This is a genomic window from Streptomyces sp. NPDC088097, from assembly GCF_044741845.1.
GTDB lineage: Bacteria > Actinomycetota > Actinomycetes > Streptomycetales > Streptomycetaceae > Streptomyces.
This window is the reverse complement of sequence record NZ_JBIUTJ010000006.1, coordinates 322,345-346,253: the sequence shown is the minus strand read 5'-3', so window position 1 is coordinate 346,253 and position 23,909 is coordinate 322,345. Positions and strand designations below refer to the sequence as shown.

General features: G+C 73.4%; 23 protein-coding genes and 1 tRNA gene. 11 read left to right on the top strand and 13 right to left on the bottom strand.

Going from position 1 to position 23,909, the window contains the following annotated elements; genetic code table 11:
• The first annotated feature begins 21 nt into the window (after window positions 1-21).
• Genes ACIOD1_RS21075 through ACIOD1_RS21065 form a run of 3 tightly spaced genes read left to right on the top strand, consistent with a single transcriptional unit; the run spans window position 22 to window position 4,153 of the window.
• Window positions 22-2,649, top strand: a complete 2,628-nt coding sequence (locus tag ACIOD1_RS21075; protein ID WP_401903868.1) for a phosphoribosyltransferase — start codon at window positions 22-24, stop codon at window positions 2,647-2,649.
• On the top strand, window positions 2,646-3,467 hold the full coding sequence (locus tag ACIOD1_RS21070; protein WP_365614261.1) for an HAD family hydrolase: 822 nt from the start codon (window positions 2,646-2,648) through the stop codon (window positions 3,465-3,467). Before ACIOD1_RS21075 ends, ACIOD1_RS21070 begins: the two co-directional genes overlap by 4 nt.
• A 26-nt stretch (window positions 3,468-3,493) precedes the next feature.
• Window positions 3,494-4,153: an O-methyltransferase gene (locus ACIOD1_RS21065; RefSeq protein WP_401903866.1), complete on the top strand. Its 660-nt coding sequence runs from the start codon at window positions 3,494-3,496 to the stop codon at window positions 4,151-4,153.
• A gap of 95 nt (window positions 4,154-4,248) precedes the next feature.
• Here ACIOD1_RS21065 and ACIOD1_RS21060 read toward each other — a convergent pair whose 3' ends face one another.
• The 3 genes from ACIOD1_RS21060 to ACIOD1_RS21050 all read right to left on the bottom strand — a co-directional run bounded on the left by ACIOD1_RS21060 (window position 4,249) and on the right by ACIOD1_RS21050 (window position 6,690).
• Entirely contained in the window at window positions 4,249-4,476 is a 228-nt protein-coding gene (locus ACIOD1_RS21060) for a zinc ribbon domain-containing protein (RefSeq protein ID WP_365614255.1), read from the bottom strand.
• A 136-nt stretch (window positions 4,477-4,612) separates the two neighbouring features.
• Complete coding sequence (locus ACIOD1_RS21055; protein ID WP_401903864.1) at window positions 4,613-5,182, bottom strand: DUF4383 domain-containing protein; 570 nt, start codon at window positions 5,180-5,182, stop codon at window positions 4,613-4,615.
• Between the two features lie 263 nt (window positions 5,183-5,445).
• Window positions 5,446-6,690, bottom strand: coding sequence for a hypothetical protein (locus ACIOD1_RS21050; protein WP_365614249.1), 1,245 nt, complete (start codon window positions 6,688-6,690; stop codon window positions 5,446-5,448).
• Between the two features lie 105 nt (window positions 6,691-6,795).
• Here ACIOD1_RS21050 and ACIOD1_RS21045 point away from each other — a divergent pair.
• Window positions 6,796-6,870: transfer RNA gene (locus ACIOD1_RS21045), tRNA-Val, on the top strand.
• 103 nt (window positions 6,871-6,973) lie between these two features.
• Here ACIOD1_RS21045 and ACIOD1_RS21040 read toward each other — a convergent pair.
• A complete protein-coding gene (locus ACIOD1_RS21040; RefSeq protein ID WP_015034725.1) occupies window positions 6,974-7,048 on the bottom strand; it encodes a 50S ribosomal protein bL37 in 75 nt (24 codons plus the stop codon).
• A gap of 112 nt (window positions 7,049-7,160) precedes the next feature.
• Between ACIOD1_RS21040 and ACIOD1_RS21035 the strand changes: the two genes are divergently transcribed.
• Both ACIOD1_RS21035 and ACIOD1_RS21030 read left to right on the top strand, forming a co-directional pair.
• On the top strand, window positions 7,161-7,805 hold the full coding sequence (locus ACIOD1_RS21035) for a hypothetical protein (protein WP_365614246.1): 645 nt from the start codon (window positions 7,161-7,163) through the stop codon (window positions 7,803-7,805).
• A 24-nt stretch (window positions 7,806-7,829) separates the two neighbouring features.
• The gene (locus ACIOD1_RS21030) at window positions 7,830-8,069 is read left to right on the top strand and encodes a DUF2277 domain-containing protein (protein ID WP_365614243.1); all 240 of its coding nucleotides are present in this window, start codon (window positions 7,830-7,832) and stop codon (window positions 8,067-8,069) included.
• Window positions 8,070-8,075: 6 nt separating this feature from the next.
• On the opposite strand, the gene ACIOD1_RS21025 is transcribed toward ACIOD1_RS21030, so the two are convergent.
• The 5 genes from ACIOD1_RS21025 to ACIOD1_RS21005 all read right to left on the bottom strand — a co-directional run bounded on the left by ACIOD1_RS21025 (window position 8,076) and on the right by ACIOD1_RS21005 (window position 13,168).
• The gene (locus ACIOD1_RS21025; protein ID WP_401903862.1) at window positions 8,076-8,996 is read right to left on the bottom strand and encodes a universal stress protein; all 921 of its coding nucleotides are present in this window, start codon (window positions 8,994-8,996) and stop codon (window positions 8,076-8,078) included.
• A 153-nt stretch (window positions 8,997-9,149) separates the two neighbouring features.
• Window positions 9,150-9,689, bottom strand: a complete 540-nt coding sequence (locus ACIOD1_RS21020) for a hypothetical protein (protein WP_401903860.1) — start codon at window positions 9,687-9,689, stop codon at window positions 9,150-9,152.
• A 217-nt stretch (window positions 9,690-9,906) separates the two neighbouring features.
• On the bottom strand, window positions 9,907-10,530 hold the full coding sequence (locus tag ACIOD1_RS21015; RefSeq protein ID WP_365614234.1) for a VTT domain-containing protein: 624 nt from the start codon (window positions 10,528-10,530) through the stop codon (window positions 9,907-9,909).
• An 85-nt stretch (window positions 10,531-10,615) separates the two neighbouring features.
• Window positions 10,616-12,334, bottom strand: a complete 1,719-nt coding sequence (locus ACIOD1_RS21010) for an alkaline phosphatase D family protein (protein ID WP_401903858.1) — start codon at window positions 12,332-12,334, stop codon at window positions 10,616-10,618.
• A gap of 141 nt (window positions 12,335-12,475) precedes the next feature.
• Complete coding sequence (locus ACIOD1_RS21005) at window positions 12,476-13,168, bottom strand: HNH endonuclease family protein (protein ID WP_365614228.1); 693 nt, start codon at window positions 13,166-13,168, stop codon at window positions 12,476-12,478.
• Between the two features lie 663 nt (window positions 13,169-13,831).
• Between ACIOD1_RS21005 and ACIOD1_RS21000 the strand changes: the two genes are divergently transcribed.
• Window positions 13,832-14,413, top strand: coding sequence for a TMEM165/GDT1 family protein (locus tag ACIOD1_RS21000; protein ID WP_365614225.1), 582 nt, complete (start codon window positions 13,832-13,834; stop codon window positions 14,411-14,413).
• 260 nt (window positions 14,414-14,673) lie between these two features.
• Window positions 14,674-15,195 carry a DinB family protein gene (locus tag ACIOD1_RS20995; protein WP_365615024.1) on the top strand — a complete coding sequence of 174 codons (522 nt, stop codon included), beginning with the start codon at window positions 14,674-14,676 and terminating at the stop codon, window positions 15,193-15,195.
• 141 nt (window positions 15,196-15,336) lie between these two features.
• Here the strand turns inward: ACIOD1_RS20995 and ACIOD1_RS20990 are convergent, their stop codons facing one another.
• Complete coding sequence (locus ACIOD1_RS20990) at window positions 15,337-16,026, bottom strand: HAD-IA family hydrolase (protein ID WP_365614222.1); 690 nt, start codon at window positions 16,024-16,026, stop codon at window positions 15,337-15,339.
• Between the two features lie 204 nt (window positions 16,027-16,230).
• Window positions 16,231-17,865 (bottom strand): peptidoglycan-binding protein, encoded by a 1,635-nt coding sequence (locus tag ACIOD1_RS20985; RefSeq protein ID WP_401903855.1) that lies wholly within the window; start codon window positions 17,863-17,865, stop codon window positions 16,231-16,233.
• Between the two features lie 140 nt (window positions 17,866-18,005).
• On the opposite strand from ACIOD1_RS20985, the gene ACIOD1_RS20980 reads away from it, so the two are divergent.
• Complete coding sequence (locus tag ACIOD1_RS20980; protein ID WP_401903852.1) at window positions 18,006-20,057, top strand: MFS transporter; 2,052 nt, start codon at window positions 18,006-18,008, stop codon at window positions 20,055-20,057.
• Window positions 20,058-20,102: 45 nt separating this feature from the next.
• Here the strand turns inward: ACIOD1_RS20980 and ACIOD1_RS20975 are convergent, their stop codons facing one another.
• The gene (locus ACIOD1_RS20975) at window positions 20,103-20,630 is read right to left on the bottom strand and encodes a GNAT family N-acetyltransferase (RefSeq protein ID WP_365614214.1); all 528 of its coding nucleotides are present in this window, start codon (window positions 20,628-20,630) and stop codon (window positions 20,103-20,105) included.
• Between the two features lie 105 nt (window positions 20,631-20,735).
• Here ACIOD1_RS20975 and ACIOD1_RS20970 point away from each other — a divergent pair, with 105 nt between their 5' ends.
• Window positions 20,736-21,131, top strand: coding sequence for a nuclear transport factor 2 family protein (locus ACIOD1_RS20970; protein ID WP_365614211.1), 396 nt, complete (start codon window positions 20,736-20,738; stop codon window positions 21,129-21,131).
• Window positions 21,132-21,290: 159 nt separating this feature from the next.
• Here ACIOD1_RS20970 and ACIOD1_RS20965 read toward each other — a convergent pair whose 3' ends face one another.
• On the bottom strand, window positions 21,291-21,662 hold the full coding sequence (locus ACIOD1_RS20965) for an antibiotic biosynthesis monooxygenase family protein (RefSeq protein WP_401903849.1): 372 nt from the start codon (window positions 21,660-21,662) through the stop codon (window positions 21,291-21,293).
• Window positions 21,663-21,858: 196 nt separating this feature from the next.
• Between ACIOD1_RS20965 and ACIOD1_RS20960 the strand changes: the two genes are divergently transcribed.
• A complete protein-coding gene (locus tag ACIOD1_RS20960; protein ID WP_365614206.1) occupies window positions 21,859-23,880 on the top strand; it encodes a bifunctional glycosyltransferase 87/phosphatase PAP2 family protein in 2,022 nt (673 codons plus the stop codon).
• Window positions 23,881-23,909: the final 29 nt, after the last annotated feature.

The window sequence follows — 23,909 nt, the reverse complement described above, 5'->3', positions numbered from 1 at the left end:
ACCCCGAGGACAGAGGGACCAGTGGAGAAGAACAAGCACGCCGACCCGAGCGACCTGACCGACACGGTGTGGTCGGGAACGTGGGTCGCCGAGCGCCTGGGCGTCGGCCTGCGGGACGGCGACGACCCCGCCGCGCCCCGGCTCGCCGACCTGCTCGGGCTCGCCCTGCGGCGCAACCCCAAGCGGGCCCACCTGCTGGTCTCACAGGTGCTCGGCAAGCACGTCCCGCAGTCCCCGGCCGTCGTGCACGCCGCGGGCCGCGGCCTCGGCGAGCGGGTACGGGCTCTCCTGGGCGAGGAGACGGCCGCCACGGCGGTGGTCCTGGGATACGCCGAGACCGCCACCGGCCTCGGCCACTGCGTCGCCGACGGCCTGGGCCCCGCCCCCTACCTGCACTCCACCCGCCGGCCCGTGCCCGGAGTGGAGCCCGCGGGAGGCTTCGAGGAGGCCCACTCGCACGCCACCTCGCACCTCCTGCTGCCCGAGGACCCGGAACTGCTGGCCGGCGCAGGACCGCTGGTCCTCGTCGACGACGAGTTCTCCACCGGCAACACCGTCCTGAACACCATCCGCGACCTGCACGCCCGCCACCCCCGCGACCACTACGTCGTCGTCGCCCTCGTGGACATGCGCGGCGCCGCCGACCGCGACCGCCTCACCGCCTTCGCCGCCGAGCTGGGCGCCCGGGTCGACCTGATCGCCCTCGCCTCGGGCACCGTCACCCTCCCCGAAGGCGTGCTGGCCAAGGGCCAGGCCCTGGTCGAGGCGTACGAGAGCCGCGCCGTCGAGCCGGCCCCCGCAACGCCGACCCCGGCCCCCGCCCCCGTCGTACGGGTCGCGCTCGACTGGCCCGCCGGGCTCCCCGACGGCGGCCGACACGGCTTCACCCCCGCCCACCGCACCACCCTGGAGGCGGCGCTCCCGCGCCTGGCCCGACAGCTCGCCGACGCCCTGGACGGGGCGCCCGGGCGGGACGCGGGGGCCGGGCGGGACAGGGCGCCCGGGCGGGTCCTCGTACTCGGCAACGAGGAGCTGATGTACGCGCCGCTGCGCCTCGCCCTCGCCCTGGAGGAGTCCGGGGCCGCCGCCGAGGTGCGGTTCTCCACCACCACCCGCTCGCCCGTCCTGGCCGTCGACGACCCCGGCTACGCCATCCGCACCCGCCTGGTCTTCCCCGCCCACGACGCCCCCGCCGACGGCCCCGGCGAGCGGTACGCCTACAACGTCCGGGCCACGGACGGGACCGGCTTCGACACCGTCGTCGCCGTCGTCGACTCCGCCGGGGACACCCCCGAACTGCACACCGGCCTGCTGGCGGCCCTCGCCCCGCACACCGGCCGGGTCCTGCTGGCCGTCATACCGTCGTACACCCCCTCGTACGCCCGGCCGTACGCCCCCTCGCACACCCCCACGCACGTCCCGTCGCACGCCCCTTCGCGCGTCGTGGCGCGCGAAACCGACCGGCAGGAGCCGATCATGACCGAGCCCCGGCTGCCGGAACCCCTGCGCGGCCCGGCCTTCTCCTCGTACGCCCCCGAGGACGTCGGCTGGCTGCTCCAGGACCTCTCCGAGGTCGAGCTGGAGGCCCCGACCGAGGAGCGCGAGGAGGCCATCCAGGCCGGCGGCGCCCACTACGCCGAGTCCCTGCCCGTCGAGTACCAGCCCTCCGAGGCCTATCAGGAGCTGTACCTCAGCGCCCTGACCGCCTCCGCCGCCCGCATAGCCCGGGCGGTCGGGACCGTCACCGAGACCGTGCTCGCCGAGCGCACCCCCAGGCCCGTCCTGGTCTCCCTGGCCCGCGCCGGCACCCCCGTCGGCGTGCTGATGCGCCGCTGGGCCCAACTGCGCCACGGCCTGGACCTGCCGCACTACGCCGTCTCCATCGTGCGAGGCCGCGGCATCGACCCCAACGCCCTGCGCTGGCTCGCCGCCCACCACGACCCCGCCGACGTGGTCTTCGTCGACGGCTGGACCGGCAAGGGCGCCATCACCCGGGAGCTGCGCGAGGCCCTCGCGGCCCACCAGCGCGAGGAGGGCGGCCCCGGCTTCAACCCAGACATCGTCGTCCTGGCCGACCCCGGCTCCTGCGTGGAGACGTACGGCACCCGCGAGGACTTCCTGATCCCCTCCGCCTGCCTGAACTCCACCGTTTCCGGACTCGTCTCGCGTACGGTGCTGAGGTCCGACCTGGTCGGGCCCGGGGACTTCCACGGCGCCAAGTTCTACCGCGAACTCGCCGGCGCCGACGTCTCCACCGGCTTCGTCGACTCCGTCGCCGCCCACTTCGACGAGGTGGCCGAAGCCGTCGAGGCCGAGGTCAAGGAGCTGCTCGCGGCCGACCGCACGCCCACCTGGGTGGGCTGGGCGGCCGTCGAGCGGATCAGCGAGGAGTACGGCATCCACGACGTGAACCTGGTCAAGCCCGGAGTCGGCGAGACCACCCGGGTGCTGCTGCGCCGTGTCCCCTGGAAGATCCTGGCCCAGCGCGGGGCCGGGGCAGACCTGGACCACGTTCGCCTGCTCGCGGAGCAGCGGGGGGTGCCGGTCGAGGAAGTCGACGGGCTGCCCTACACGTGCGTCGGACTCATCCATCCCCGCTTCACGCGCGGCGCCACCGGCGCCGACGGAAAGGCCGTGACCGTCAAGTGACCGTCCTCGTAGCCAGTGACCTCGACCGTACGCTCATCTACTCGTCGGCCGCCCTCGCCCTGACCATGCCCGACCCGGTGGCCCCCCGGCTGCTGTGCGTCGAGGTGCACGAGAGCAAGCCGCTGTCGTACATGACGGAGACGGCCGCCGCTCTGCTGGCGGAGCTGACCGCGGACCCGTCGGTGGTCTTCGTCCCGACGACGACCCGCACGCGCAAGCAGTACCAGCGCATCCGCTTCCCCGGACGCCCGGCCCGGTACGCGATCTGCGCCAACGGCGGTCAACTGCTGGTGGACGGGGTGCCGGACCGGGACTGGCGGCGCGCGGTGGCCGCGCGGCTGGCCCAGGAGTGCGCCCCGCTGGAGGAGGTGCACGCGCACCTGCTGGCGACCTCGGACCCGGCGTGGCTGCGCAAGGCACGGGTGGCGGAGGACCTGTTCGCGTACCTGGTCGTGGAGCGGGCGCTGGTCCCGGACGAGTGGCTCAAGGCGCTGACGGAGTGGGCGGGGGCGCGCGGCTGGACCGTCTCGCTCCAGGGCCGCAAGATCTACGCCGTACCGGTCCCGCTGACCAAGAGCGCGGCCATGCGGGAGGTGGCCCGGCGCACCGGAGCCGGCACCACCCTGGCGGCGGGGGACTCGCTGCTGGACGCCGACCTGCTGTTGGCGGCGGACCTGGGCTGGCGCCCGGGGCACGGGGAACTGGCCGACGCGGGGTGGACGGCGCCCTCGGTGACCTCGCTCGCGGTGGGCGGGGTGCTCGCGGGCGAGGAGATCCTGCGCGAATTCGGACGGGCCGTCGCGACACTGACCGCGTAGGGGCCGGCGGTTGCGACACTGACCGCATGACCAAGGGCAACAGCACCAAGATCACTGACGATCTCTACGCGTACGTCCTCGCCCACAACCCCCCGTTGGACGCGGTCCAGCGGGGGCTGGTGGTGACCACCCGGGAGAAGTTCCCGGAGTCGGCGGGCATGCAGTCGGCCGAGGAACAGGGGCCGCTGCTGGCCTTCCTCGTCCGACTGACGGGTGCCCGGCACATCGTCGAGGTGGGCACCTTCACGGGTTTCTCGGCCCTCTCCATGGCCCAGGCGCTGCCGCAAGGCGGCCGTCTGATCGCCTGCGACGTGTCACGTGAGTGGACGGACTACGGCCGCGAGGCCTGGGAGGCGGCGGGCGTCGCCGACCGCATCGACCTGCGGATCGCCCCGGCGCTGGAGACGCTCCGCGCGATGCCGACCGAGCCCCACGTCGACATGGCGTACGTGGACGCGGACAAGGAGAGCCAGATCCTCTACTGGGAGGAACTGGTGCCGAGGCTGCGTCCGGGCGGGCTGATCGTCACGGACAACACCCTCTTCCACGGGTCGGTGCTGGACACCTCCCCGGGCAGCCGGGGCGCGAGCGTCCACGCCTTCAACGAGCACGCGGCGGCCGACACGCGCATGGAGTCGGTGCTGCTGGGGATCTCGGACGGGCTCACGCTCTCGCGCAAGCGCTAGGCGCTCGTGTTCCCGCTCGCGCCGGTCGCAGGCGGGCGGGGAGCCGTGGGGGCCCGGGCCGGTCGGCCCGCGCCCCCGGCGATCGCTCCGGGGCGTCAGCCGCAGCCCCCGCCGCCGCAGCAGCCCCCGCCTCCGCCCCCGCCGCTCATGGCCCGGGCGGGTGCGGGGGCACTGCCGGAGCCGCCGACGGCGACGGCGGAGAGCAGCTTGACGGTGTCGGCGTGCCCGGCGGGGCAGTCGGCGGGCGCGGAGGACTCGACCATCGGACGACTGACCTCGAAGGTGTCGTCGCAGGTGCGGCAGCGGTATTCGTAGCGGGGCATGAACACAGGCTACGCAGCGCGGCTCCCCCCGGGAAGCGGCACGGCGCGGGTCGGGCCACCGTCCCGGCGACGGGGGCCGGCGCGACCGCCGACCGGGGCCGCGCTCTGTCCGAGCGCGGCGCCGCACCATGGGCCGTCAGCGGGGCGCCTGGTCGGGTCGCCGCGTCGGCTCCGGCCGTCCCGCCCGCTGCTCCCGGGCCGCCTCCTCGGGGTGCCTGGCGCGCCAGTACGGGTTGTCGTGCGGCAGCGCGCTGCCCACCCGCCCGTACATCCCGAACCACATCAGCATCACGCCCACCACGAAGCTGAACAGCACGTTCGGGATCCTGAAGGCGAGGAAGTTCAGACTGGTGTCCAGCAGGGCCAGGTTCACGAACCCGCTCGCGATGAACAGCAGACCGAGCACGATGTTCATCGTCGAGGCGAGGTTCCCGCCGACCAGCATCCCGTAGAGGAGCAGCAGTCCCACCAGGATCGACAGGACGCTCAGCGCCCCGTTCGTGTTCATGGACATCACGGTGTCCCCGCCCACGCTGAAGAAGCCGATCCGGTGCGTGAGCCCGAGGATCCCGAACACCAGCAGCACGAGACCCGTCAGACCGGCGCCCACCCGGTAGACCTTGCTGAGCTTGTGGTCGACCGGCAGGTGCTCGTCGATCCGGGTGGTGACGGGCCGGCGGACGCGGGGCGCGGCGTGCGAAGCCATGACGGCCTCCTCTGTTCGGGCCGTGCGGTCCCTCCAGCATCCGCCGCCCCAAGCCCCGCGACAACTCGACCCCGCGCGGGGCCGGCGGCCCACCCGGCCCCGCCCGGCCACAGCCCCCGGCCTTGCCACAGCCCCCGGCCGCTCCCGGGGCCCGGCCGGCCTCAGGCCTCGGCCTTGCCACAGCCCCGGCCGCTCCCGGGGCCCGGCCGACCTCAGGCCTCGGCCTTGCCACAGCCCCGGCCGCTCCCGGGGCCCGGCCGACCTCAGCCCTGGCCGCGCTGCGTGCGGATCCCGTCGACCACGCGGTGCACGGAGCCCCGTACGTCCTCCATCTCCAGCAGGAACGCCCAGTAGTCCGGATGCCGTCCCTCCAGCGCGGCCAGCGCCCGTTCGACCCGGGCCACCGCCGCGTCCAACGGTCCCGCGTGCCGCGGATCGGGCACGCTCCGCCCGGCCATCGCCAGCCGCTGCGCGTCCCGGATCGCGAACCGGGTCCGCTGCACCTCCGCCTGCGGATCCCGCGCCACCGCCTCCAGCCGTGTGAGCCGGTCCTGCGCCGCCGACACCGCCTCGTCGGTCGCCTCCAGCGAATCCCGGATCTCCTCCAGGAGCGTGCCGACGTCGGCCCAGCGCTGTTCCTCCCGCGCCCGACCGGCCTCCCCGAGACGGTCCTCCGCCCGCGCGACGTCCCGTACCGCCTGGTCGGGGACCTGCTGGAGGTCCTGCCAGCAGGCCGCGCTGAAGCGGCGCCTCAGCTCGCTGAGCACCGGATCCACCCGGTCCGCCCGGTTGCGCAACGCCTGGGCCCGGGTCCGCAGGCTCACCAACCGCCGATCGATCTCCGCCGCCCGCTCCGGAAGCCGCGCCGCCTCGGCCCGTATCGCCTCCGCGTCCCGCAGGATCCTGTCCGAGCGCCGCACGGTCTCCTGGACCCCGTGCACGGCCGCGCCCTGGTTCAGCTTGGTCAGCTCCGGCCCCAGCGCGGCCAGCCGGGCCGCCAGGTCGTCGGCCCGCATCCCCTTGGCCCGCGCGCCGTCCAGCGCGTCACTCGCCGCCAGCAGCGCCGCCTTCGCCCGCTCCCGGGCAGGCGCGACCCGGGCCAACTGCGTCTCCGCCCGGTCCAACAGCGGCCGCAGCCCCTGCTCGAACCGCTCCAGCTCCCCCTGGACCCGGACCAGTTCCTCGCGCGCCCGGGTCAGCTGCTCCCGTGCCTGCGCGGCGGCGGACCCCTCCAGATCGACCCGGTCCAGGTCGTGCGCGTCCACCGCCTCGATGTACACCCGGCTCGCCTCGTCGATGCGCTGCCCGAGCGCCACGAAACCCTCGGCGGCGTGCCGCGCCTCGGGCGAGCCGTCCGCCGCGGCGATGGTCTCCATCGAGATCCGCAGGTCGCGCTGCGCCGTGTCCAGCTCGTAGAACGCCGCCGCGGCGGCATCCTTCGCCGCCTGCGCGTCCGCCCGCCGACCCTCGTCCCGCCCGCCGAACCACCGTCGGGATGCCGTCGTCACAATCCCTCTCCCGTACCGCGTCCGCCATGCCCCGCTCCATTCTCCCCCACGGGAACGGGTTTGCGTGGGGGGTGCGCCGCCCATGTAGGCTGTCCACTCATCCACGGGTGCGTAGCTCAGGGGTAGAGCGCTGCTCTTACAAAGCAGATGTCGGCGGTTCGAAACCGTCCGCGCCCACCAGCACGAAGGCCCCCGACCGAACACGGTCGGGGGCCTTTCGCGTCATACGGCCGACGCGGCGACGGCCGTGGGCAACGGCTGTTTCGCCGGGTGGCGTTGAGGGTCAGGCGTTGGGGCGCTTGCCGTGGTTGGCGTTCTTCTTCTTGCGGGCGCGGCGCTTGTTTCCTCGCTTGGCCATGGTGCGTCTCCCTTTCCCGGATATTTCGGGCTTCGCCAGTCTAGGTTCCCGGTCGCGGGCCCGCATGTTTCCGGGCGGGGCTGAGGGGGATCTACCCGCGGGGGTGGTGGTGATGGCAGGTGTGGCGGAGTGGCTGTGGGGGGCGGGGGCCATTGGGTTGCTCGGTGGTGGCGCGGTGGTCGTCGAGAGGTTCGGGTCGCGACGGTTCGACCGGCGGCGGGACGAGGAGCGCAGGCGGCTGCTCGCCGCGACGGGGATTCCCGTCGCGGAGGGGGAGCCGGCGGACCACCGGCTCGTCGACGCCGGGGCGAGGGGGGTGGGCCCCGCCGAACTCGGAGACCGGCACGACGACTTCACCCCGATCCTCGTGGAGTACTACGCCTACGGACTGACGCAGGCGCGCAGCAGCTTCGCGACCAGTCAGGGGTTCGCCGCGATCGGCGCGGCGATCCTGCTCTTCGGGGTGGGGCTCGCGGTCTGGAAGGCGCAGAGCGCGGGGGACGCGTACCTCGGGGTCGTGACCAGCTCCGTCGGGCTGGTCGTCACCCTGGTCGGGCAGCTCTTCCACCGGCGGGCCGACATCGCGCTGCGACACATGGCCGCCCAGACCGCGGCCCTCCGGGAGGACCGGCGGGCGGCCGAGAGCATCCAGCAGGCGATCGGGCTGCTGGACGAGGTCGCCGACCCGGTGATGAGAGGGCGCCTCCAGGCCGGGCTGGTCATGAAACTGTCCGGAGCCGAACTCCCTCCGGCGTAGCGCGGGGCGCGCGATAGTGGAGGTATGTGCCGTTCCATTAAGACCCTGCGCCCGCCCGCCATCCCCGAGAAGGCCACCGAGGAGGAGATCCGCGCGGCCGCGCTCCAGTACGTGAGGAAGGTGTCCGGCTTCCGGGCCCCCGCCGCGCACAACCGGGAGGTGTTCGAGGCCGCCGTCGATGCCGTCGCCGAGGCCACCCGTGACCTCCTCGACGGGGTCCACGTCCGCGGACAGGCGGCGACGGCGGCGTCGGCGACGGCCTAGATCCGCCTACGAGGCCGTCGCCGGGACCGCGCATTCCTCCAGGGGGACCACCGCGACGGGGCAGCCCGTGTGCAGCAGGACCGCGTTGGTGACGGAGCCCAGGCGCGGGGAGAGCGGACGCCTGCGGTGGCGGCCGATGACGACGAGATCAGCGGCCATGGACGCGGCGACCAGGTGCCCGGCGGCGTCTCCCGGGGCCACGACCACCTCGACCTCCACCTCGGGGAAACGCTCCGTGTGCGGGCGCAGGTGCGCCGCGACCAGGGCGGCCACCTGGTGCCGGGCGCGATCCTGGGCGGGGCCGTCGGGGTGTGCGGCGGCGGCGAGCGGGCCGGCCGGAGTGAACACGGGACCGGCCCACGGGTGCGCCACGACCACCCGCAGCCGAGCCCCGCGCCGGGACGCCTCGCGGAAGGCGAAGTGGGTGGTGCTGTCGTCCGGGGCCGCCGCGTTCACGCCGAGCACGAGCTGCCCGTACGGGTCGCGGAGCGCCGCCGGGGCGCGGGGGACCACCACGACCGGGCAGGCGGCGCGGGCGGCGCAGGCCAGGCCGTTCGACCCGAGCAGCAGGCTCGCGAAGCCGCCGCGCCCGCGCGAGCCGAGGACCATCAGCTGGGCGCCCTCACCGAGGTTCGGCAGCACCTCGTCCGGGGTGCCGGGGTGGGAGGCGTACTCGATCGGGGGGAGCCCGGTGCGTCCTGCCAGAGCCGCCCCGACCCGGACGAGCACGGGGTCGTCGTCCGCGCCGGACTCCTGGAAGCCCGCCGACATGATCGCGCCGATGGTGTTCATGTAGAGCCGGGCGTGCACGATCCGGAGCGGGGCGCCGACCAACAGGGCCTGGGAGACGGCCCACTCCAGCGCCCGGTTGCCGCTCTCGGAACCGTCCACGGCGGCGATCACGGGGTGCTCGGGCGTCCGGTGCATGGCTGGCTCCTTCGAGGTGGGTCCGTGGACCCAGCCTCGTGGCGCCGGACGCGGGGAGGGAGTGGGGAAGGTCCCGAGTCGGCGGGACCATCGGCCACCCCCGTGCCGTGCGGGGTGCGGCTGCCGCGCGCGGGGGGTGCGGGCGGGGCCCCGTCAGTGGGCCGTTGCCGAGCGGCGGCGCAGCACCCACACACCGGCGCCGAGCGCGGTGGCCGCGAAGGTGCCGCCCAGTGCCATCTGGCCCGGGCTCATCGGGTCGACGCTGCCGCCGAGGCCGCCGCGGGCGGCTCCGGGAGTGACCTGGAGGCTGACGGTGACGCGCCGGCCCGTGTTTGCGCACTCGAAGGTGACCGGGTGGGAGCCGGTGGGGGCGTCGCGGTAGACCGTGGCCGCGCCGAAGAGGTTGGTCGCCTCCAGGTTGCCCGGCGTCAGCGTGACGTCGCCGAAGGCGCGGGAAGTGGCCTTGCCGGTCTTGGTGCCGCAGCCCTCCACGTTGAGGCTGACCCGACCACCGGGGGCGACGGTGCCGGGCGAGACGGTGGCGGTGGGGGCGGCCGAAGCGGTGGTCACGGTGACGACGAGCGCGACGGGGGTGACGGCGGCGACGATGAGGGCCGTGGCCGCGAGTCCCGTCAGGCGTTGACGGTGGCTGTGGAGGGTGCGGGTGCGGGTGCGCGGGCGGGACGGGGACATGGAATGGACTCCTCGGGCTCCTCGAAATGGCGCGGCCAGGGCACGGATGTGACGCGCACTCGGTGGTGCGTCGTGCTCTGGACGCTAGAAGCCCGGCAGGGAGGCGGCGATCGGTGTCGGGTGAACGGGTGAACGGCTGCCCCGTCCGGCCTAGGCCGGACGGGGGTACGGGGGCCCGAACGCGGGTGCAGGGCCCTGGGCCGTCGCTTTCGGATCCTCAGGTGGCGGGGGTCGGGGCCGGGGGTGGGCGGCGGATGAGGAAGGCGGCCAAGGAGCCCGCCGCGAAGAGGGCGAACAGGGAGACCGCGGTGCCGAGCCAGGTCGTGCCCAGCCACTGGGTGCCGAAGTAGCCCAGCGCCACGCTGTAGCCCGCCCAGGTCATCCCGGCCAGGACCGACCAGGGCAGGAACTCCTTCACCTCGCGCTGGGTCTTGCCCGCACCCAGGGACACCACCGAGCGGCCCGCCGGGGCGAAGCGGGCGATCACCACCAAGGCGCCGCCGCCGCGCGCCAGGGCCGTGCCCAGGCGTTCGTGGGCCCGGGTCAGGCGGCGGGACCGGGCGATGGCGCGGTCCAGTCGGGCTCCGCCGCGCCGGGCCAGCCGGTACGCCGCCATGTCGCCCAGCACCGAGGCGGTCGTGGCGATGACCAGCAGCGCCATGATGTCCGGCACCCGCGCCGGAGTACCCGCGGCGGTGCCGGCTGCCGCCGCGGCGGCAGCGGCGGTGATCACCAGTACGCCGCTCGGCAGGACCGGCAGGAACACGTCGAGGACGACGGACACCGCCACCACGACGTAGATCCAGGGGCTCGCGGTCAGCGACCCCAGCGTCTCAAGCACAGCGGAACTCCCCAGTCCGAAGCGCCGCGTCGTCGCGGGGAGCGGCAGGGGCGGCTTGACAGCCATACAGAATACGCCCTGCCCCCTACTCCGCCGACGTCAGCTCCCGGTCCAGCACCGTCACCAGCCGGGCCCCAGACCGTCCTTTGCGGGCCTGGTCCAGCCGCAGCCGCGCACTGCGACCCGACAGGGCCAGGGTCATCAGCTGGTTGCCGAACCAGGGGCCACCCGTACGCCGCCAACTCACGGGCGGGCGGCCCGTGCGCCCGTGCCGTGAGAAGCCCCGTCCCAGCCACCGGCCCAGTCGTGACCAGCCCAGCCGGAATCCCCACTTCACCGCCGTGTGGATCGAGTTGTGCACCGGCGAGCAGGTCAGCTGGAACACCCGGGCCGTGCTCGGTATGAGGGGCTCGGCCACGTACGCGTGGTGCACGTCTCCGGAAAGGACGCAGACCGTCGCGGGAGCCCTCGGCCCCGTCCCCACCTCCTCGATCAGATCGCTCAACATCGCGAAGGAGGACGGGAAGGCGGCCCAGTGCTCCAGATCGCTGCGCCGACGCAGGTCCTCACCGACGCGCGCCCACCGGTCACCGCGCTCGCCCCGGCACAGCGCGGCGTTCCACACTTCCGCGTCGTGGATGAGCGGCGGCATCAACCACGGCAGGGAGGAGCCGATCAGCAGGTGGTCGTAACGGCCCTGCCCGGCCAGGGCGTTCTCCCGGAGCCAGGCGAACTCGGCCGGGTCGAGCATCGCCCGCCCGTCCTCGGCCAGCACCCGCGCCGCGCGGGTGTCGACCATCAACAGCCGTGACCGGCCGAAGTCGCGGCGGTAACTCCAGCGGGTCGAGGCGGGGTCGGCGTCCGCCGCGGCCGCGAAGGCACGCAGGGCCTCGGTGCCGTCGGGGGACGCGCGTATCGCCGCGTACAGCGCGTCGGCGTCGAGTTCGGCGGGGGAGAGGTTGCCGAGGTGCTGGTACACCCAGTACGACATCAGCCCGCTGAGCACCCGCTCCGACCACCACGGAGTGGCCCGCATCTCCGCCAACCAGGCCGCGCTGGTGTTCCAGTCGTCGATGACGTCGTGGTCGTCGAACATGTGCAGGCTCGGCACGGTGGAGAGCAGCCAGCGGATCTCGGGGTCGAGCCAGGACTCGTAGTAGAGCCGGGTGTACTCCTCGTAGTCCGCGACCTGCGCGCCCGGCGCCTCCCGCAGGTCCCGGCGGCCGGCGAGCCAGCGTCTGGTCGCCCGGGACAGTTGGTCGGCGTAGACCTGGTCGCCGAGCAGGAGCAGGACGTCCGGCCGGAGCGCGTCCGGTTCCGCCGCGAGGCGTGCGGCCAGGGTGTCGAGGGCGTCCGCGCCGTGCGGTCCGCGCCGGTCGGCCGGCGGGGCGGCCTGCCGGCAGGAGCCGAAGGTGACCCGGAGAACCGGCGCGGACGTGGATGCGGATGCAGATGTGGCCGTGGATGTGGGCGTGCGTATGGGTGCGGAGGCGGGCGCGGGCGTGGGTCCGACGGCCGGGGTGCTGATCGTGCTCGGGGGGAAGGCGCTTCCGGGGTCCGGCCAGACGAGGATCCCGTCGAGCGACACCTCGTAGGCCGTGGTGGAGCCCGGGCTCAGACCGGTGACCGGTACGAGCGCGTAGTGGTGGCCCGCTATCTGGAAGGTGCGGGAAGTCCCCCCGGAGCCGTCGGCGCACCGTACCCGCGCCGTGCACGGGCGATCCGCCTCGATCCATATCGTGGCGGATCCACCCGTGTCCCAGTCGACATAGCGCAGCAGAGGCCCAAGACGCAGTGCGGCCATGCAACTCCCCCTCCTCAACAGCCCTTTCGATCACGGTACGGGGCGCAGGGGCGGCCTGGCCTCCCCCTGGCGGGGGAGAGGAGGGGTTAATGTCGTGGGAGCCGGCCCGGGAGGCCGGCCGCGATGGCCCGGATCAGCAGGTCAGCAGCCGTTGAGGATGTTGACCAGGGCCGTCTTCTCGCCGGAGTCCATGGCCAGGTTCCAGTACTGCTTCACCTGGACCCACATCCGGGCGTACGTGCAGCGGTAGGCGGTGCGCGACGGCAGCCACTTGCCCGGGTCGAGGTCGCCCTTGGCCTGGTTGACGTTGTCGGTGACCGCTATGAGCTGGGGGCGGGTGAGGTCGTTCGCGAACTGCTGGCGCTGCGCCGTGGTCCAGGAACTGGCGCCCGAACGCCAGGCCTCGGCGAGGGGGACCATGTGGTCGATGTCGATGTCGGACGCGGCGGTCCAAGTGGCGCCGTCGTACTCGGAGTACCAGCTTCCGCTCACGGCGGCGCAGGCCGAGTCGACGGAGACGTTGACCCCGTCCCGCTTGAGGACCGTCTCGCGGGTGTTACAGGTGCCGGAGACCGTGCTCCAGTGCGGGAACAGGGTGCGGCTGTAGCCGCTGAGGGACCCCTCGGCCGCGGGGCTCACCGTGGCCAGGTAGGAGCGGGCCGCCGCCGCGCTGATGGGGGTGGGAGGGGAAGCCAGCGCCGCGGGGGCGTTCACGAGCGAGGTGAGGGAGGCGAGGGCGACGGTGGAGGCGAGGACTCCGAGGCGACCGAAACGCCCGAGGCGCCCGGCTCCACGCGCGTAGACGGAGGACGTGCGGGGGGTGGTGAAGGACATCGGGGACTCCTGCGTGCGGGGGAGTGGTGGCCGTACGACCCCGGCGGGGCGCGGCCATGCTGGCGGCGCCGGATGTCGCGGGGACGGGCACCAGGTGACAGATTGCCGACATGTGCACGTCACATCAAGGTGTGCAATCCGCAGGAGCGAAAGGGAAGTTGGGATTCCGTAGGTGCGCGCCCGTGTGAAGAGTCGCGGAAGGGCGACGGCAGGGCGGCGAAAGGGTGATGGAAGTGCGGCGGAGGTGGTGGAAGGCTGCGGCGGGGCGTGCGGGGCGTGCGGGGCGTGCGGGGCACGTGGGGCGCGTGGGCGGGTTCGGGTGAAGGGATCGCGCCGCAGCGGTCGCGGCGAAGTGGGGCCAAGCTCACATAGCGGGCGGGCTGTGGGCGGCGGGCTCGATCACGTACCCTGGAGGCGCAGAAGGGGAGTAGCTCTTCGCCGGACCGTCGACATACTGCTGGGTCACTCCAGCCGGCGCCCGGAGGCAGGCAGCGTCAGCGGTCGGCCAGCGAGACCTTCGGCCGCAGTGTCCTGTCCGCGTGACGCACGTAAACGCGTCGTGTGTTCACACCCTCAGGGCGCCGCCGTGCCGAAGCGACCCCTGAAACACCCCAGGTCCTCTCGGTTCGATGGCGTCTGCCCGACCGATCGAGGTTTCACCCCGTGTTCAGTTTCACCGTCATGGCGATCGCCTTCGGAGTCGTCTTCCTCGCCGAACTCCCGGACAAGACGGCCCTCGCCGGACTGATGCTCGGTACCCGCTACCGCGCCTCCTACGTCTTCGTCGGCGTCGCCGCCGCCTTCGCCGTGCACGTGGCCCTCGCCATCGCGGCCGGCAGCGTGCTCACCCTGCTCCCGCACCGGCTGGTCCAAGCCGTTGTCGGTGTCCTCTTCCTCGCGGGCGCGGCCGTGCTGCTCCTGAAGAAAAACGACGAGGACGAGGAGGTCAAGCCGCCCGCCGACCAGTCCTTCTGGAAGGTCTCGGGGGCCGGCTTCATGCTGATCCTGGTCGCCGAGTTCGGCGACCTGACCCAGATAATGACCGCCAACCTCGCGGCGCGCTACGACAATCCGGTCTCCGTGGGCCTCGGCGCCGTCCTGGCCCTGTGGGCCGTCGCGGGCATCGGCATCCTGGGTGGGCGCACGCTCATGAAGTACGTGCCGCTGCGGCTTATCACCAAGATCGCCGCAGCCGTCATGGCGGCCCTGGCGGTGTTCTCGCTGTACGAGGCGATCGCGGGCTGATCGGCGGTGCGGCTTCGCGGTGGCGCGCGTAGCGCGGTGGGCTGGTCGCGGGCCCGGAAAACCCCTTGCGGGGCTCCGGGCCCGCGGCGACGCTCGTCGGCGTGAGCGCACCTGATTCCGTATTCGAGCCCGTACCCGTACCCGTACCCGAGCCCGCACCCGTACCCGTACCCGCACCCGAGCCCGTATCCGTACCCGCACCCGAGCTCGCACCGGCCGTCGAACCCGCTTCGGGGTCCGGGGGTTTCGCGTGGTCCAACATGTTCGTCCACCCCGACGAGGACGCCCGTTCCGACGGCGGCTTCCGGGGTGAACGGGCCATCCTGGCCGGGTACTTGCGGGACCAGCGGCTGACGTTGGAACTGAAGTGCGCCGGGCTCGACGCCGACGCGATGGCCCGCCGGGCCGTCGAACCCTCGACCCTGTCCCTGCTGGGCCTGGTGCGCCACCTCGCGGGAGTGGAGCGGAAGTGGTTCCGCCAGGTCATGGCGGGGGAGCGGACGGAGCGGCTCTACCGGTCGCCGGAGGAGCCCGAGGGGGAGTTCACCGGCGCCGTGCCCGACCCCGAGGTCGTCGCGGAGGCGTGGGTGACCTGGAAGGCCGAGGTCGCCTTCGCGGAACGGCTCGTCGAGGGGGCTCCGGACCTGGGGGTCACGGGCGACTGCGGCGGTGAGCCGATGGAGCTGCGGGAGGTGCTGGTGCACATGATCGAGGAGTACGCCCGGCACAACGGGCACGCCGATTTCCTGCGGGAGCGGATCGACGGGCGCGTGGGCCAGTAGGCCCCGGCCCGCGGGGGCGGTGGGCGGGTCGGTGGCCGACCCGCGTCGGGGGCCGCCGTCACCCGGCCGCCGGGGCGCCTCGACCCGGTACGGGGGTGGGTGCGTTGGCCGGCCTTCGGATCGGGGTGGGCGGTGTGCTGCCTACGCGCGCGGGGTGAGGGTGAGGGTGAGGGTGATCAGGCCCTCGGGGGAGGCGGAGACGTCGACCGAGGTGAGGTCCGGGACGTGGGCCGTCGGGGCGTGGGCGGCGGCGCGGGGGCCGATGCCGATCACGCGCATGCCGGCCGCGAGACCGGCGGCGATGCCTGCGGCGGAGTCCTCGAAGACCACGCAGTCGGCGGGGTCCACGCCCAGCTCGGCGGCGCCCTTGAGGAAGCCCTCGGGGTCGGGCTTGCTGGCGCCGACCGACTCGGCGGTGACGCGGATCCGTGGCATCGGGAGCGCGGCCGCCGTCATCCGGGCCTCGGCCAGAGCGGCGTCGGCGGAGGTGACCAGCGCGTGCGGCAGCTCCGCGAGGGCGGCCATGAACTCCGGAGCGCCACCGACCGGGACCACCCCGTCGGTGTCGGCGGTCTCGCGGGCGAGCATCACCTTGTTGTCGGCGTGGTTCAGCTCCATCGGACGCTCGGGCAGCAGGATCGCCATGGTGGCGTAGCCCTGCCGGCCGTGGACCACCTTGAGGGCTTCCTCCGGGTCCAGCCCGTGGGAGACCGCCCAGTCGCGCCAGCAGCGCTCGACCACCGCGTCGGAGTTGACGATCGTGCCGTCCATGTCCAGCAGCAACGCCTTGGCGGTGAGGACGGTGGGGGCGGTGGTGGTGCTGGCCGACATCGGCGGGGCTCCAGACGGGGCGGGAAAGAGAACAAGTGGTTCCGTCCACCGGTCAGGGAGTGCGGACGGAACCACTTTGTTTCTACACGATACAAAACCGGGGAGGGTTCGCGCCACCCGGCGGCGAGTGACGTATCCCCTATCGCTCCCCGGCCCGTTCCTTGGAAGCCCCTCCCTCAGGAGCCCGTCCCTCCGAGCCGCGCCTCATCCCTCCAGGGCGCGGCGGGTCGCGGCCCCGTAGACGCCCAAGCCGTCCTCGTAGATGCCGTTCTCGAACTGGAAGCTCTGCACCGCGTTCTCCACGGAGCGACCGAACCGGCTGTCCAGGCGACCCCGGTAGAGGCCTTGGCCGGCCAGGGCCTGCTGGAGCTTCAGCACCTCGGGGCCGGAGTCCCCGTACCGCAGGGTCGGCGCCTGGACGGGCGGCTTCGGCGGCGACGGGGTCGGCTTGGCGGTACGGCTCGCGGACGGCGACGGGGCGGCCGAGGTCCGGGACGCGCTCGGCGAGGCGGACGGCGACGCGGAGCGCGAGGGGCTCGCCGACGGGGACGCGGACGTGGAGGCGCTCGGCGTCGGCCCGGTGGAAGCCCCCGAGGCACTGGGGTCGACCGGGGCCACGGGGGCGGCCGACGGGCCCGAGGGCTTCGCGTCGGCCTGGGGGGAGCCGCTCTCCCCGGAGCCCGAGAACAGGCCGAGGGCCAGCGCCACCACTGCGGCGGCCACCACTGCACCGACGCCGACCAGCAGCGGCACCAGCCGCCGGGACGAGCGCCGCGCGGGAGCGTGCGGCCCCGGCGAACCGGCGTGGTCGGCCGGTCCGGGGTACCCGGCGGGTCCGGGGTGGCCCGAGTGGTCGGGGTGGCCGGGGTAGCCGGAGTGGCCGGCGGGCCCGGCGGGATCGGCGTATCCGTGGGGCCCGGGGTAACCGGCGGGCTCGGCGTGCCCGGACGGGCCGGGCTGACCGCCGTACCCGGACTCGCCGGGGTGATCGGCGTACCCGGCCGGGCCCGGGCCCGCGGTCGTGCCCGCGCCGGGACCCTGCGGCGGAACGGCCCGCAGCTGCACGGTCTGCTCCGGCGCGGGCGGTACTTCCATCCCGTACGCGGGGGTGTCCGACTCCACCGCCCCGCCCGGCACCGCCGGAACGGCGTGCGGAACCGGCGGTGCGGACGGCCGGCCGGCCGGGGCCGGGGGAACCGGTGGGAGGAGGGCGGTCGGAGCCTCGTCGTGCCGCTCCTCGTTCCCCCCGCCCCCGCCCCCGCCACCCGACACACCGGCCCCACCCGACACACCGGCTCCGCCCATCGCGGCGTGTGTGCCCGCCCCGCGGGGCCAGGCCATGCCTTCACCGCCGGGCTGGGCCACCGCCTGCCCGCCGGGTCGGGCCGAGCCCGCACCGCCGGGTCCGGCCATGCCCGCCCCACCGGGTCGGGCCAAGCCCTCGCCGCCGGGCGGGGTCACAGCCGCCCCACCGGGCCGGGCTATGCCTTCCTCGCCGGGCGCGGCATTGCCTTCCTGACCGGGCCGGGCCGCGCCCGCCCCACCAGGCCGGGCCATGCCTTCCCCTCCGGGGCCGGCCATGCCTTCCTGACCGGGCTGAGCCATGTCCTCCCCGCCGGGCCGGGCCATGTTCTCCCCGCCGGGCCGGGTCATGCCCGTCCCGCCGGGGTGGGCTATCGCGCCCAGGACCGGCTGTGGGGGCGTCTGGTTCGGGCTCTGCTGGTCGGGCTCGGGCAGGCCGATGTACGGGCGGACGCGCAGCGGCTCGAACTCGTCCCTCGGTCCGCACTCGCAGCCCGCGGCCACGGCGCGGCAATCTGGACAGCGCTCAGCGCTCACTGGAACCCCTCCCTGGGCAACTGCCTGCGATTATGCAGACCCCTCAGGCCCCGCCCAAGCCGTTGCCCAACCCCCCCGACAGGCCATAACGGGACACACCGCTCAGGATGGAAGGGCTGATCTCGCCCGAGGAGGAGCCGATGGCCCAGGAAGTGACCGCGTCGGCCGTGGACCCCGGTCCCGGCGCCGAGCACGCCTCCCGTGAAGTACTCGTCTCGATCGGCGCCCTGTTGTTGGGCCTGCTGATCTCCTCCCTCGACCAGACCATCGTCTCGACGGCGCTCCCGACCATCGTCAGCGACCTCGGGGGCATGGATCACCTGTCGTGGGTGGTCACCGCCTACATGCTGGCCTCGACCGCCGCCACGCCCCTGTGGGGCAAGCTCGGCGACCAGTACGGGCGCAAGAAGCTCTTCCAGTACGCCATCGTCCTGTTCCTCATAGGCTCGGCCCTGTGCGGCCTCGCCCAGAACATGCCGCAGCTGATCGGCTTCCGTGCCCTTCAGGGCCTGGGCGGCGGTGGACTGATGGTGCTGTCGATGGCGATCGTCGGCGACATCGTGCCGCCCCGCGAACGAGGCAAGTACCAGGGCCTGTTCGGTGCCGTCTTCGGTGCGACCAGTGTGCTCGGGCCCCTGCTCGGCGGGCTGTTCGTGGACCACCTCTCCTGGCGCTGGGTCTTCTACATCAACCTCCCCATCGGACTCGTCGCGCTCGTCGTCATCGCGGCCGCCCTGCACATCCCGAGCCGCTCCGACCGGCACACGATCGACTACCTCGGCACCTTCCTCATCGCCTCCGTCGCCACCTGCCTCGTCCTCGTCGCCTCCCTCGGCGGCACGACCTGGGGCTGGGGATCGGCGCAGATCATCGGACTGGCCGTCCTCGGCGTGGTCCTGCTCGTCGCCTTCGTGGCCGTCGAGCGACGGGCCGCCGAACCCGTCCTGCCCCTCGGGCTGTTCCGCATCCGCACCTTCACCCTCTGCTCGGTGATCAGCTTCGTCGTCGGCTTCGCGATGTTCGGCGCGATGGTCTACCTGCCGACCTTCCTCCAGGTCGTACGGGGCGTCTCACCGACCATGTCCGGCGTCCACATGCTGCCGATGGTCCTCGGCCTGCTGATCGCCTCCACCGCCTCCGGGCAGATCGTGAGCCGCACCGGCCGCTGGAAGGTCTTCCCCATCGTCGGCACGGCCGTCACCGCCGTCGGACTGCTGCTCCTGCACCAACTGGAGCGCACCAGTTCCGACTGGGAGATGAGCGCCTACTTCTTCGTCTTCGGCGTCGGCCTGGGTTTGGTCATGCAGGTCCTGGTGCTGGTCGTGCAGAATTCCGTCAGCTACTCCGACCTGGGCGTCGCCACCTCCGGTGCCACCTTCTTCCGCTCCATCGGCGCCTCCTTCGGCGTCGCCATCTTCGGCACGATCTTCACCAACCGGCTCGGTGCCAAACTCACCGATGCCCTCGCCGGCGTCCCGCTGCCCGCCGGGGTGACCCCCGAGCGGCTGGAGGCCGACCCGCGGGCCATCGCGACCCTCCCGGCCGAGCTCCAGCCCAAGCTGCTGGACGCCTACTCCAGCGCCATCACCGACGTGTTCCTCTACGCCGTCCCCGTGGTGCTCGTCGCCTTCGTGTTCGCCTGGTTCCTCAAGGAGGACAAGCTCCGCGCCTCCGTCACCGCGCCCGATGTGACGGAGACCCTCGCCTCCAACCCGGTGCAGCGCTCATCGCACGACGAGGTGGCCCGCGCGCTGTCCGTGCTGGGGACCCGTGAAGGACGCCGGCACGTCTACGAGAAGATCACCGAGAGGGCGGGCTACGACCTGTTCCCCGCCTCCAGTTGGATCCTGCTGCGGATCAAGAAGTACGGCTCGACGGAGCCCTCGATGCTGGCGGAACGCACGGCGGTGCCGATCAAGACCATCACGGACGCCGCCCGAGAGGTCGAGGAACGTGGACTCGCGGTCCGCGACGGACTCTCCCTGGTCCTGACCGACCGGGGCCGACAAGCCGCCGCGCGGCTGTTCGCCGCCCGCGAGGAGTCCCTCGCCGAGCTGCTGGGCGACTGGTGGGGCCCCGAGCGACCCACCGACCTGGTCAAACTGGTCACCGAGATCAACCGGGAGCTGTGCGGGTCCGACTCCGAGGAGCCCTACGACACCCTGTCCCGCCGGGACCACGCGGCCCCCTGACCCGGCCGCAGCCCGAACGGCCCGCGGCTCGCGAACCGCCGCCGGTCACGGCAGGAGCTTCTCGAACCAGTGCTGCGCGTAGGGCCCGGAGCTGTACGCCGGTATCTCCCGGTACCCGTGACGCGCGTACAGGGCGCGCGCCTCCACGAGGTCGGACCGGGTGTCCAGTCGCACCCGCCGGGCGCCGAGCGAGCGGCCCGCCTCCTCCAGCCCCGCGAGCAGCGCCGCCCCGCCGCCGGTGCCGCGGGCGGCACGGTCCACGTAGATCCGGGTCAGTTCGGCGGTCTCCGGGTCGAGGAGCCGTATGCCGCCGCAGGCCAGTGGCCGGCCGTCGAGCCGGCCGACCAGGAACGCTCCCGTCGGTGCGGCCAGGTCCTCGGAGGGGAAGTCGAGCATGCCCTGGTCGATCTCCGCCTCGGTGACGGACCGTTTCCAGTACCGGCCGGCGACCTCCGCGTAGTACGCCCGGCGCAGGGCGGTGGCGTCCGGGTCGGTGAAGGGTTCCGCCGCGACCTGCCAGCCGCCGGTGACGGGTCCCTCCGTGGTGTCGGTGGGGGTGGATTCGCTGTTCATGGCGCCATTGTGGGACCCGGTGCGCGATCTCCGCTGTGGAATATCCACAGGCACGGGCAGATGATGGGACGAGGTGTAAAACACACGACCGGAGGGTGGACCGTCATGTCGGAGCATCCGGACCGTGCCCTGATCCGCCGGGCCTACGAGGCCTTCGGCAAGGGCGACATGGAGACCATGGGCACGCTGATGACGGCCGACGTCATCCACCACGTTCCCGGCAACAACCCGATGTCGGGGCACCACAAGGGGCGCGAGGCCGTCCTCGACCTCTACCGCAGGCTCGGCGAGGAGACGAAGGGCACCTTCCGCGTCCGCGTGGACCAGATCCTGCCGGACGGCCGGGGCCACGTAATCTCGCTCCACCTCGCCCAGGGCGACCGGGGTGACCGGGGCATCGAGATCCACGAGGGACTCTTCTTCACCATCGTGGGCGGCAAGATCAGCGACATCGACGCGTGCGTCGAGGACATCGACGAGAACGACGCCTTCTGGGGCTGACTGGCTGTGGCGGCTGTGGCGGCTGTGGCGGCTGTGGCGTTCGTGACGGCCGACGGCTGACCGCCGCTGACCTGCGGACGAGGGCCCGCGAACGCGGAGGGGCCCGGGGGTGGTCCTCACACCCCCGGGCCCCTCCGTACGACGTGACCCGGCGCGGCCTCAGGCCTGCTTCGGCGCCGCCTGCTGCACGACCTCGAACGACCACACCTGCGAGGCGGACGCGGCCGGCTTCGGCCGCTCACCCGAGCCCGACCCCGCAGCGCCACCAGCACCCGCACCGGCACCCGCACCGCCCCCGCCCTGGTGGGCGGCCTTCATCGGGCCCTCCATCCAGGCCTGGAAGTCCGCCTCCGAACGCCAGCGGGTGTAGACGAGGTACTGGTCGGTGCCCTCGACGGGGCGCAGCAGCTCGAACCACTCGAAGCCGTCGGAGCCCTCCACGGTGCCCGCCCGCGAGGCGAAACGCTGCTCCAGCACCTCGCGCTGCTCGGTGGGCACGGTCAGTACGTTGATCTTTACGACGCTGGGCACAGGACACCTCTCAGAAGGAAAGCCGATCCGAGGTGCAGTCTCCTACACCTGACCATGAAGACCGTGTGAGGGTCCCGGGCACGCCGTGCGGGATATCGTCCTCCCAGGTAAAGAACCGGGGCATGAACCGGGGCACGGAGAGCGGCAGCCAAGCGAAGTCACGGTTGCGGTCTACAGGGCGGGAGGACGGCGAGGCGTGGCTGACGCGGCGGAGCACGGCGGTGCGAACGGACATGCCGGAGTCATAGGCGGTACCGGCGGCAGGCTCGGGGCGGCGCGCCTCGTGCTGTGGGCGCTGGCGGCCGTCCTCGCCCTGAGGCAGGCCGCCATCGTGCTGCGCGTGCCACCGGGCGAGTGGCTCAGCGGCTTCCACCTCCCGGGCGGACCCGGCACCGTGCCCGGCTCGCTCTACGACGCGGGCCAGTTCACCGGCACCCCCTTCGCGGGGCTGGTCCTCAAGCCGCTGACCGGCTTTGCCGCGCCCTCCCTGGAAGTGGCGTGGACCTGCGTGACCCTGTTGTTCGTCGCCGCGATCGGGTTGGTCGCCGCGCGCGGACTGCCCGATCCCGTGCCCCGGCGCACCGCGCTGCTCGCCGCGCCCGCGCTGGTCGCGCTGATGATGGTCTCGCTGCCCGTCCGTGAGGCCGCCTCCCCCGGACAGACCGCCGTCCTGCCGGTGCTGCTGGTCCTGCTGGCGGTGTTCCGGGTGCCGGGCGAGCGCCCCGCCGGTCTCCTGATCGGTCTCGCCGCAGCGCTCCAGCCCGGACTGCTGCTCTTCGCCCCGTTGCTGTGGCTGGCCGGGAGACGCCCGACCGCCAAGACCGCCGCCGTGACCTTCGCCGTGGCCACCGCGCTGTCCTGGGCCTCGCTGCCGCGCGACTCGTGGACGTACTGGGTCGAGCACCTCGCCGGCACCGGCCTCGGCGGCGCCCCCGACAGCCTCGCCAACCAGTCCCTGCACGGCGCCCTGCTCCGGCTCGGCCTCAGCGGGCCCGCCGAGATCCTGCTCTACGTCGCCCTCGCCGCCGGCCTCGCCTGGATCGGCCTGCGCCGCGCGGCCCGCTACGCCCGCGACGGGCAACTGCTGCTCGCCGTCGCCGTCACCGGCTGCCTGGCCGTCGTCGTGGCCCCCACCGGCTGGCGCCACCAACTGCTGTGGGTGCTGCTCGCGATGGCCGGCAAGGTGGGCAGGCGCGCCGCCGACCGGCCCGTGTGGCCGGTGGCCGTGGTCCTCGCCATGACCCTGCCCAGCGCCGTCCTGCTGCCGAACCTGGCCCCGCTGGCCCCCGTGCACGACAACGTGCTGCTCCTCGCCGCCCTCGCGGCGGCCTGCGCCGTGCCGTTCCTGCCGCGCTCGTCCCCGTACTGGCGCGAGCCCGTGCCCACCCGCTACGGGCGTCCCGCCGCCTCCCGCTGGGCCAAGGTGCCGCTGCTGCCGTTCTGGCGGCGCGTGCTGTCCCGCCCGAACCTGCTGCTGGAACTGCTGCTGATACGGGTCGGCTACTCGCTCTACTCGCACATCCGCGCCGCCGCCCCCACCAGCCGCTCCCTCGCCGAGGGCAACGGCAGTCGGATCCACGCCATCGAGCGGGCGCTCGGCATCGACATCGAGTACGCCGTGAACCACGCCGTCGTCAGGACGCCCTGGCTGGAGGCGTTCTTCAACTTCTACTACACCTCCTTCCACTTCGTGGTCCCCCTCACGATCCTCGCGGTCCTCTACTGGCGCCGTCCGGCCGACTACCGCTGGGCCCGCGCCTCCCTCGGCCTGGCCACCGTCATCGCCCTCCTCGGCTTCTGGCTCTACCCGCTGGCCCCGCCGCGCCTGATGCCGGACCTGGGCTTCATCGACACCGTGCACGGGGTGCAGGACCTCGCGAACCCCTCGTACGGGGCGATGACCGCGATCTCCAACCAGTACGCGGCGATGCCCTCCCTGCACTTCGGCTGGTCGCTGTGGTGCGGGATCGTGATCGTCGTCCTCGCGCCGAAGGGCTGGCAGAAGCTGCTCGGCGCCCTGCACCCGCTGATCACGGTGTGCGCGATCGTCGCGACCGCCAACCACTGGGTGCTGGACGCCGTGGGCGGGGCGGCCGTCGTCGTCGCCGGATTCGGTCTGGTCCACGTCCTCTCGGGCCCGCGCCGGGTCCGGGTCGACCTGCCGGCCCAGCGCGCGGAGGCCCCCGCACGGGCGGAACCGGTGCGCACCCCCGCCTGAGGTGCGCATTCCGCCTGAGGAGCGCACTA

Excerpts from the sequence above, each read along its gene's own strand:
- ACIOD1_RS21065 (WP_401903866.1), top strand. The coding sequence starts at position 3,494 with ATGACCAAGGGCAACAGCACCAAGATCACTGACGATCTCTACGCGTAC.
- ACIOD1_RS21060 (WP_365614255.1), bottom strand. The coding sequence starts at position 4,476 with ATGCCCCGCTACGAATACCGCTGCCGCACCTGCGACGACACCTTCGAG.
- ACIOD1_RS21055 (WP_401903864.1), bottom strand. The coding sequence starts at position 5,182 with ATGGCTTCGCACGCCGCGCCCCGCGTCCGCCGGCCCGTCACCACCCGG.
- ACIOD1_RS21035 (WP_365614246.1), top strand. The coding sequence starts at position 7,161 with ATGGCAGGTGTGGCGGAGTGGCTGTGGGGGGCGGGGGCCATTGGGTTG.
- ACIOD1_RS21030 (WP_365614243.1), top strand. The coding sequence starts at position 7,830 with ATGTGCCGTTCCATTAAGACCCTGCGCCCGCCCGCCATCCCCGAGAAG.
- ACIOD1_RS21025 (WP_401903862.1), bottom strand. The coding sequence starts at position 8,996 with ATGCACCGGACGCCCGAGCACCCCGTGATCGCCGCCGTGGACGGTTCC.
- ACIOD1_RS21020 (WP_401903860.1), bottom strand. The coding sequence starts at position 9,689 with ATGTCCCCGTCCCGCCCGCGCACCCGCACCCGCACCCTCCACAGCCAC.
- ACIOD1_RS21010 (WP_401903858.1), bottom strand. The coding sequence starts at position 12,334 with ATGGCCGCACTGCGTCTTGGGCCTCTGCTGCGCTATGTCGACTGGGAC.
- ACIOD1_RS21005 (WP_365614228.1), bottom strand. The coding sequence starts at position 13,168 with ATGTCCTTCACCACCCCCCGCACGTCCTCCGTCTACGCGCGTGGAGCC.
- ACIOD1_RS20995 (WP_365615024.1), top strand. The coding sequence starts at position 14,674 with ATGTTCGTCCACCCCGACGAGGACGCCCGTTCCGACGGCGGCTTCCGG.
- ACIOD1_RS20990 (WP_365614222.1), bottom strand. The coding sequence starts at position 16,026 with ATGTCGGCCAGCACCACCACCGCCCCCACCGTCCTCACCGCCAAGGCG.
- ACIOD1_RS20980 (WP_401903852.1), top strand. The coding sequence starts at position 18,006 with ATGGCCCAGGAAGTGACCGCGTCGGCCGTGGACCCCGGTCCCGGCGCC.
- ACIOD1_RS20975 (WP_365614214.1), bottom strand. The coding sequence starts at position 20,630 with ATGAACAGCGAATCCACCCCCACCGACACCACGGAGGGACCCGTCACC.
- ACIOD1_RS20970 (WP_365614211.1), top strand. The coding sequence starts at position 20,736 with ATGTCGGAGCATCCGGACCGTGCCCTGATCCGCCGGGCCTACGAGGCC.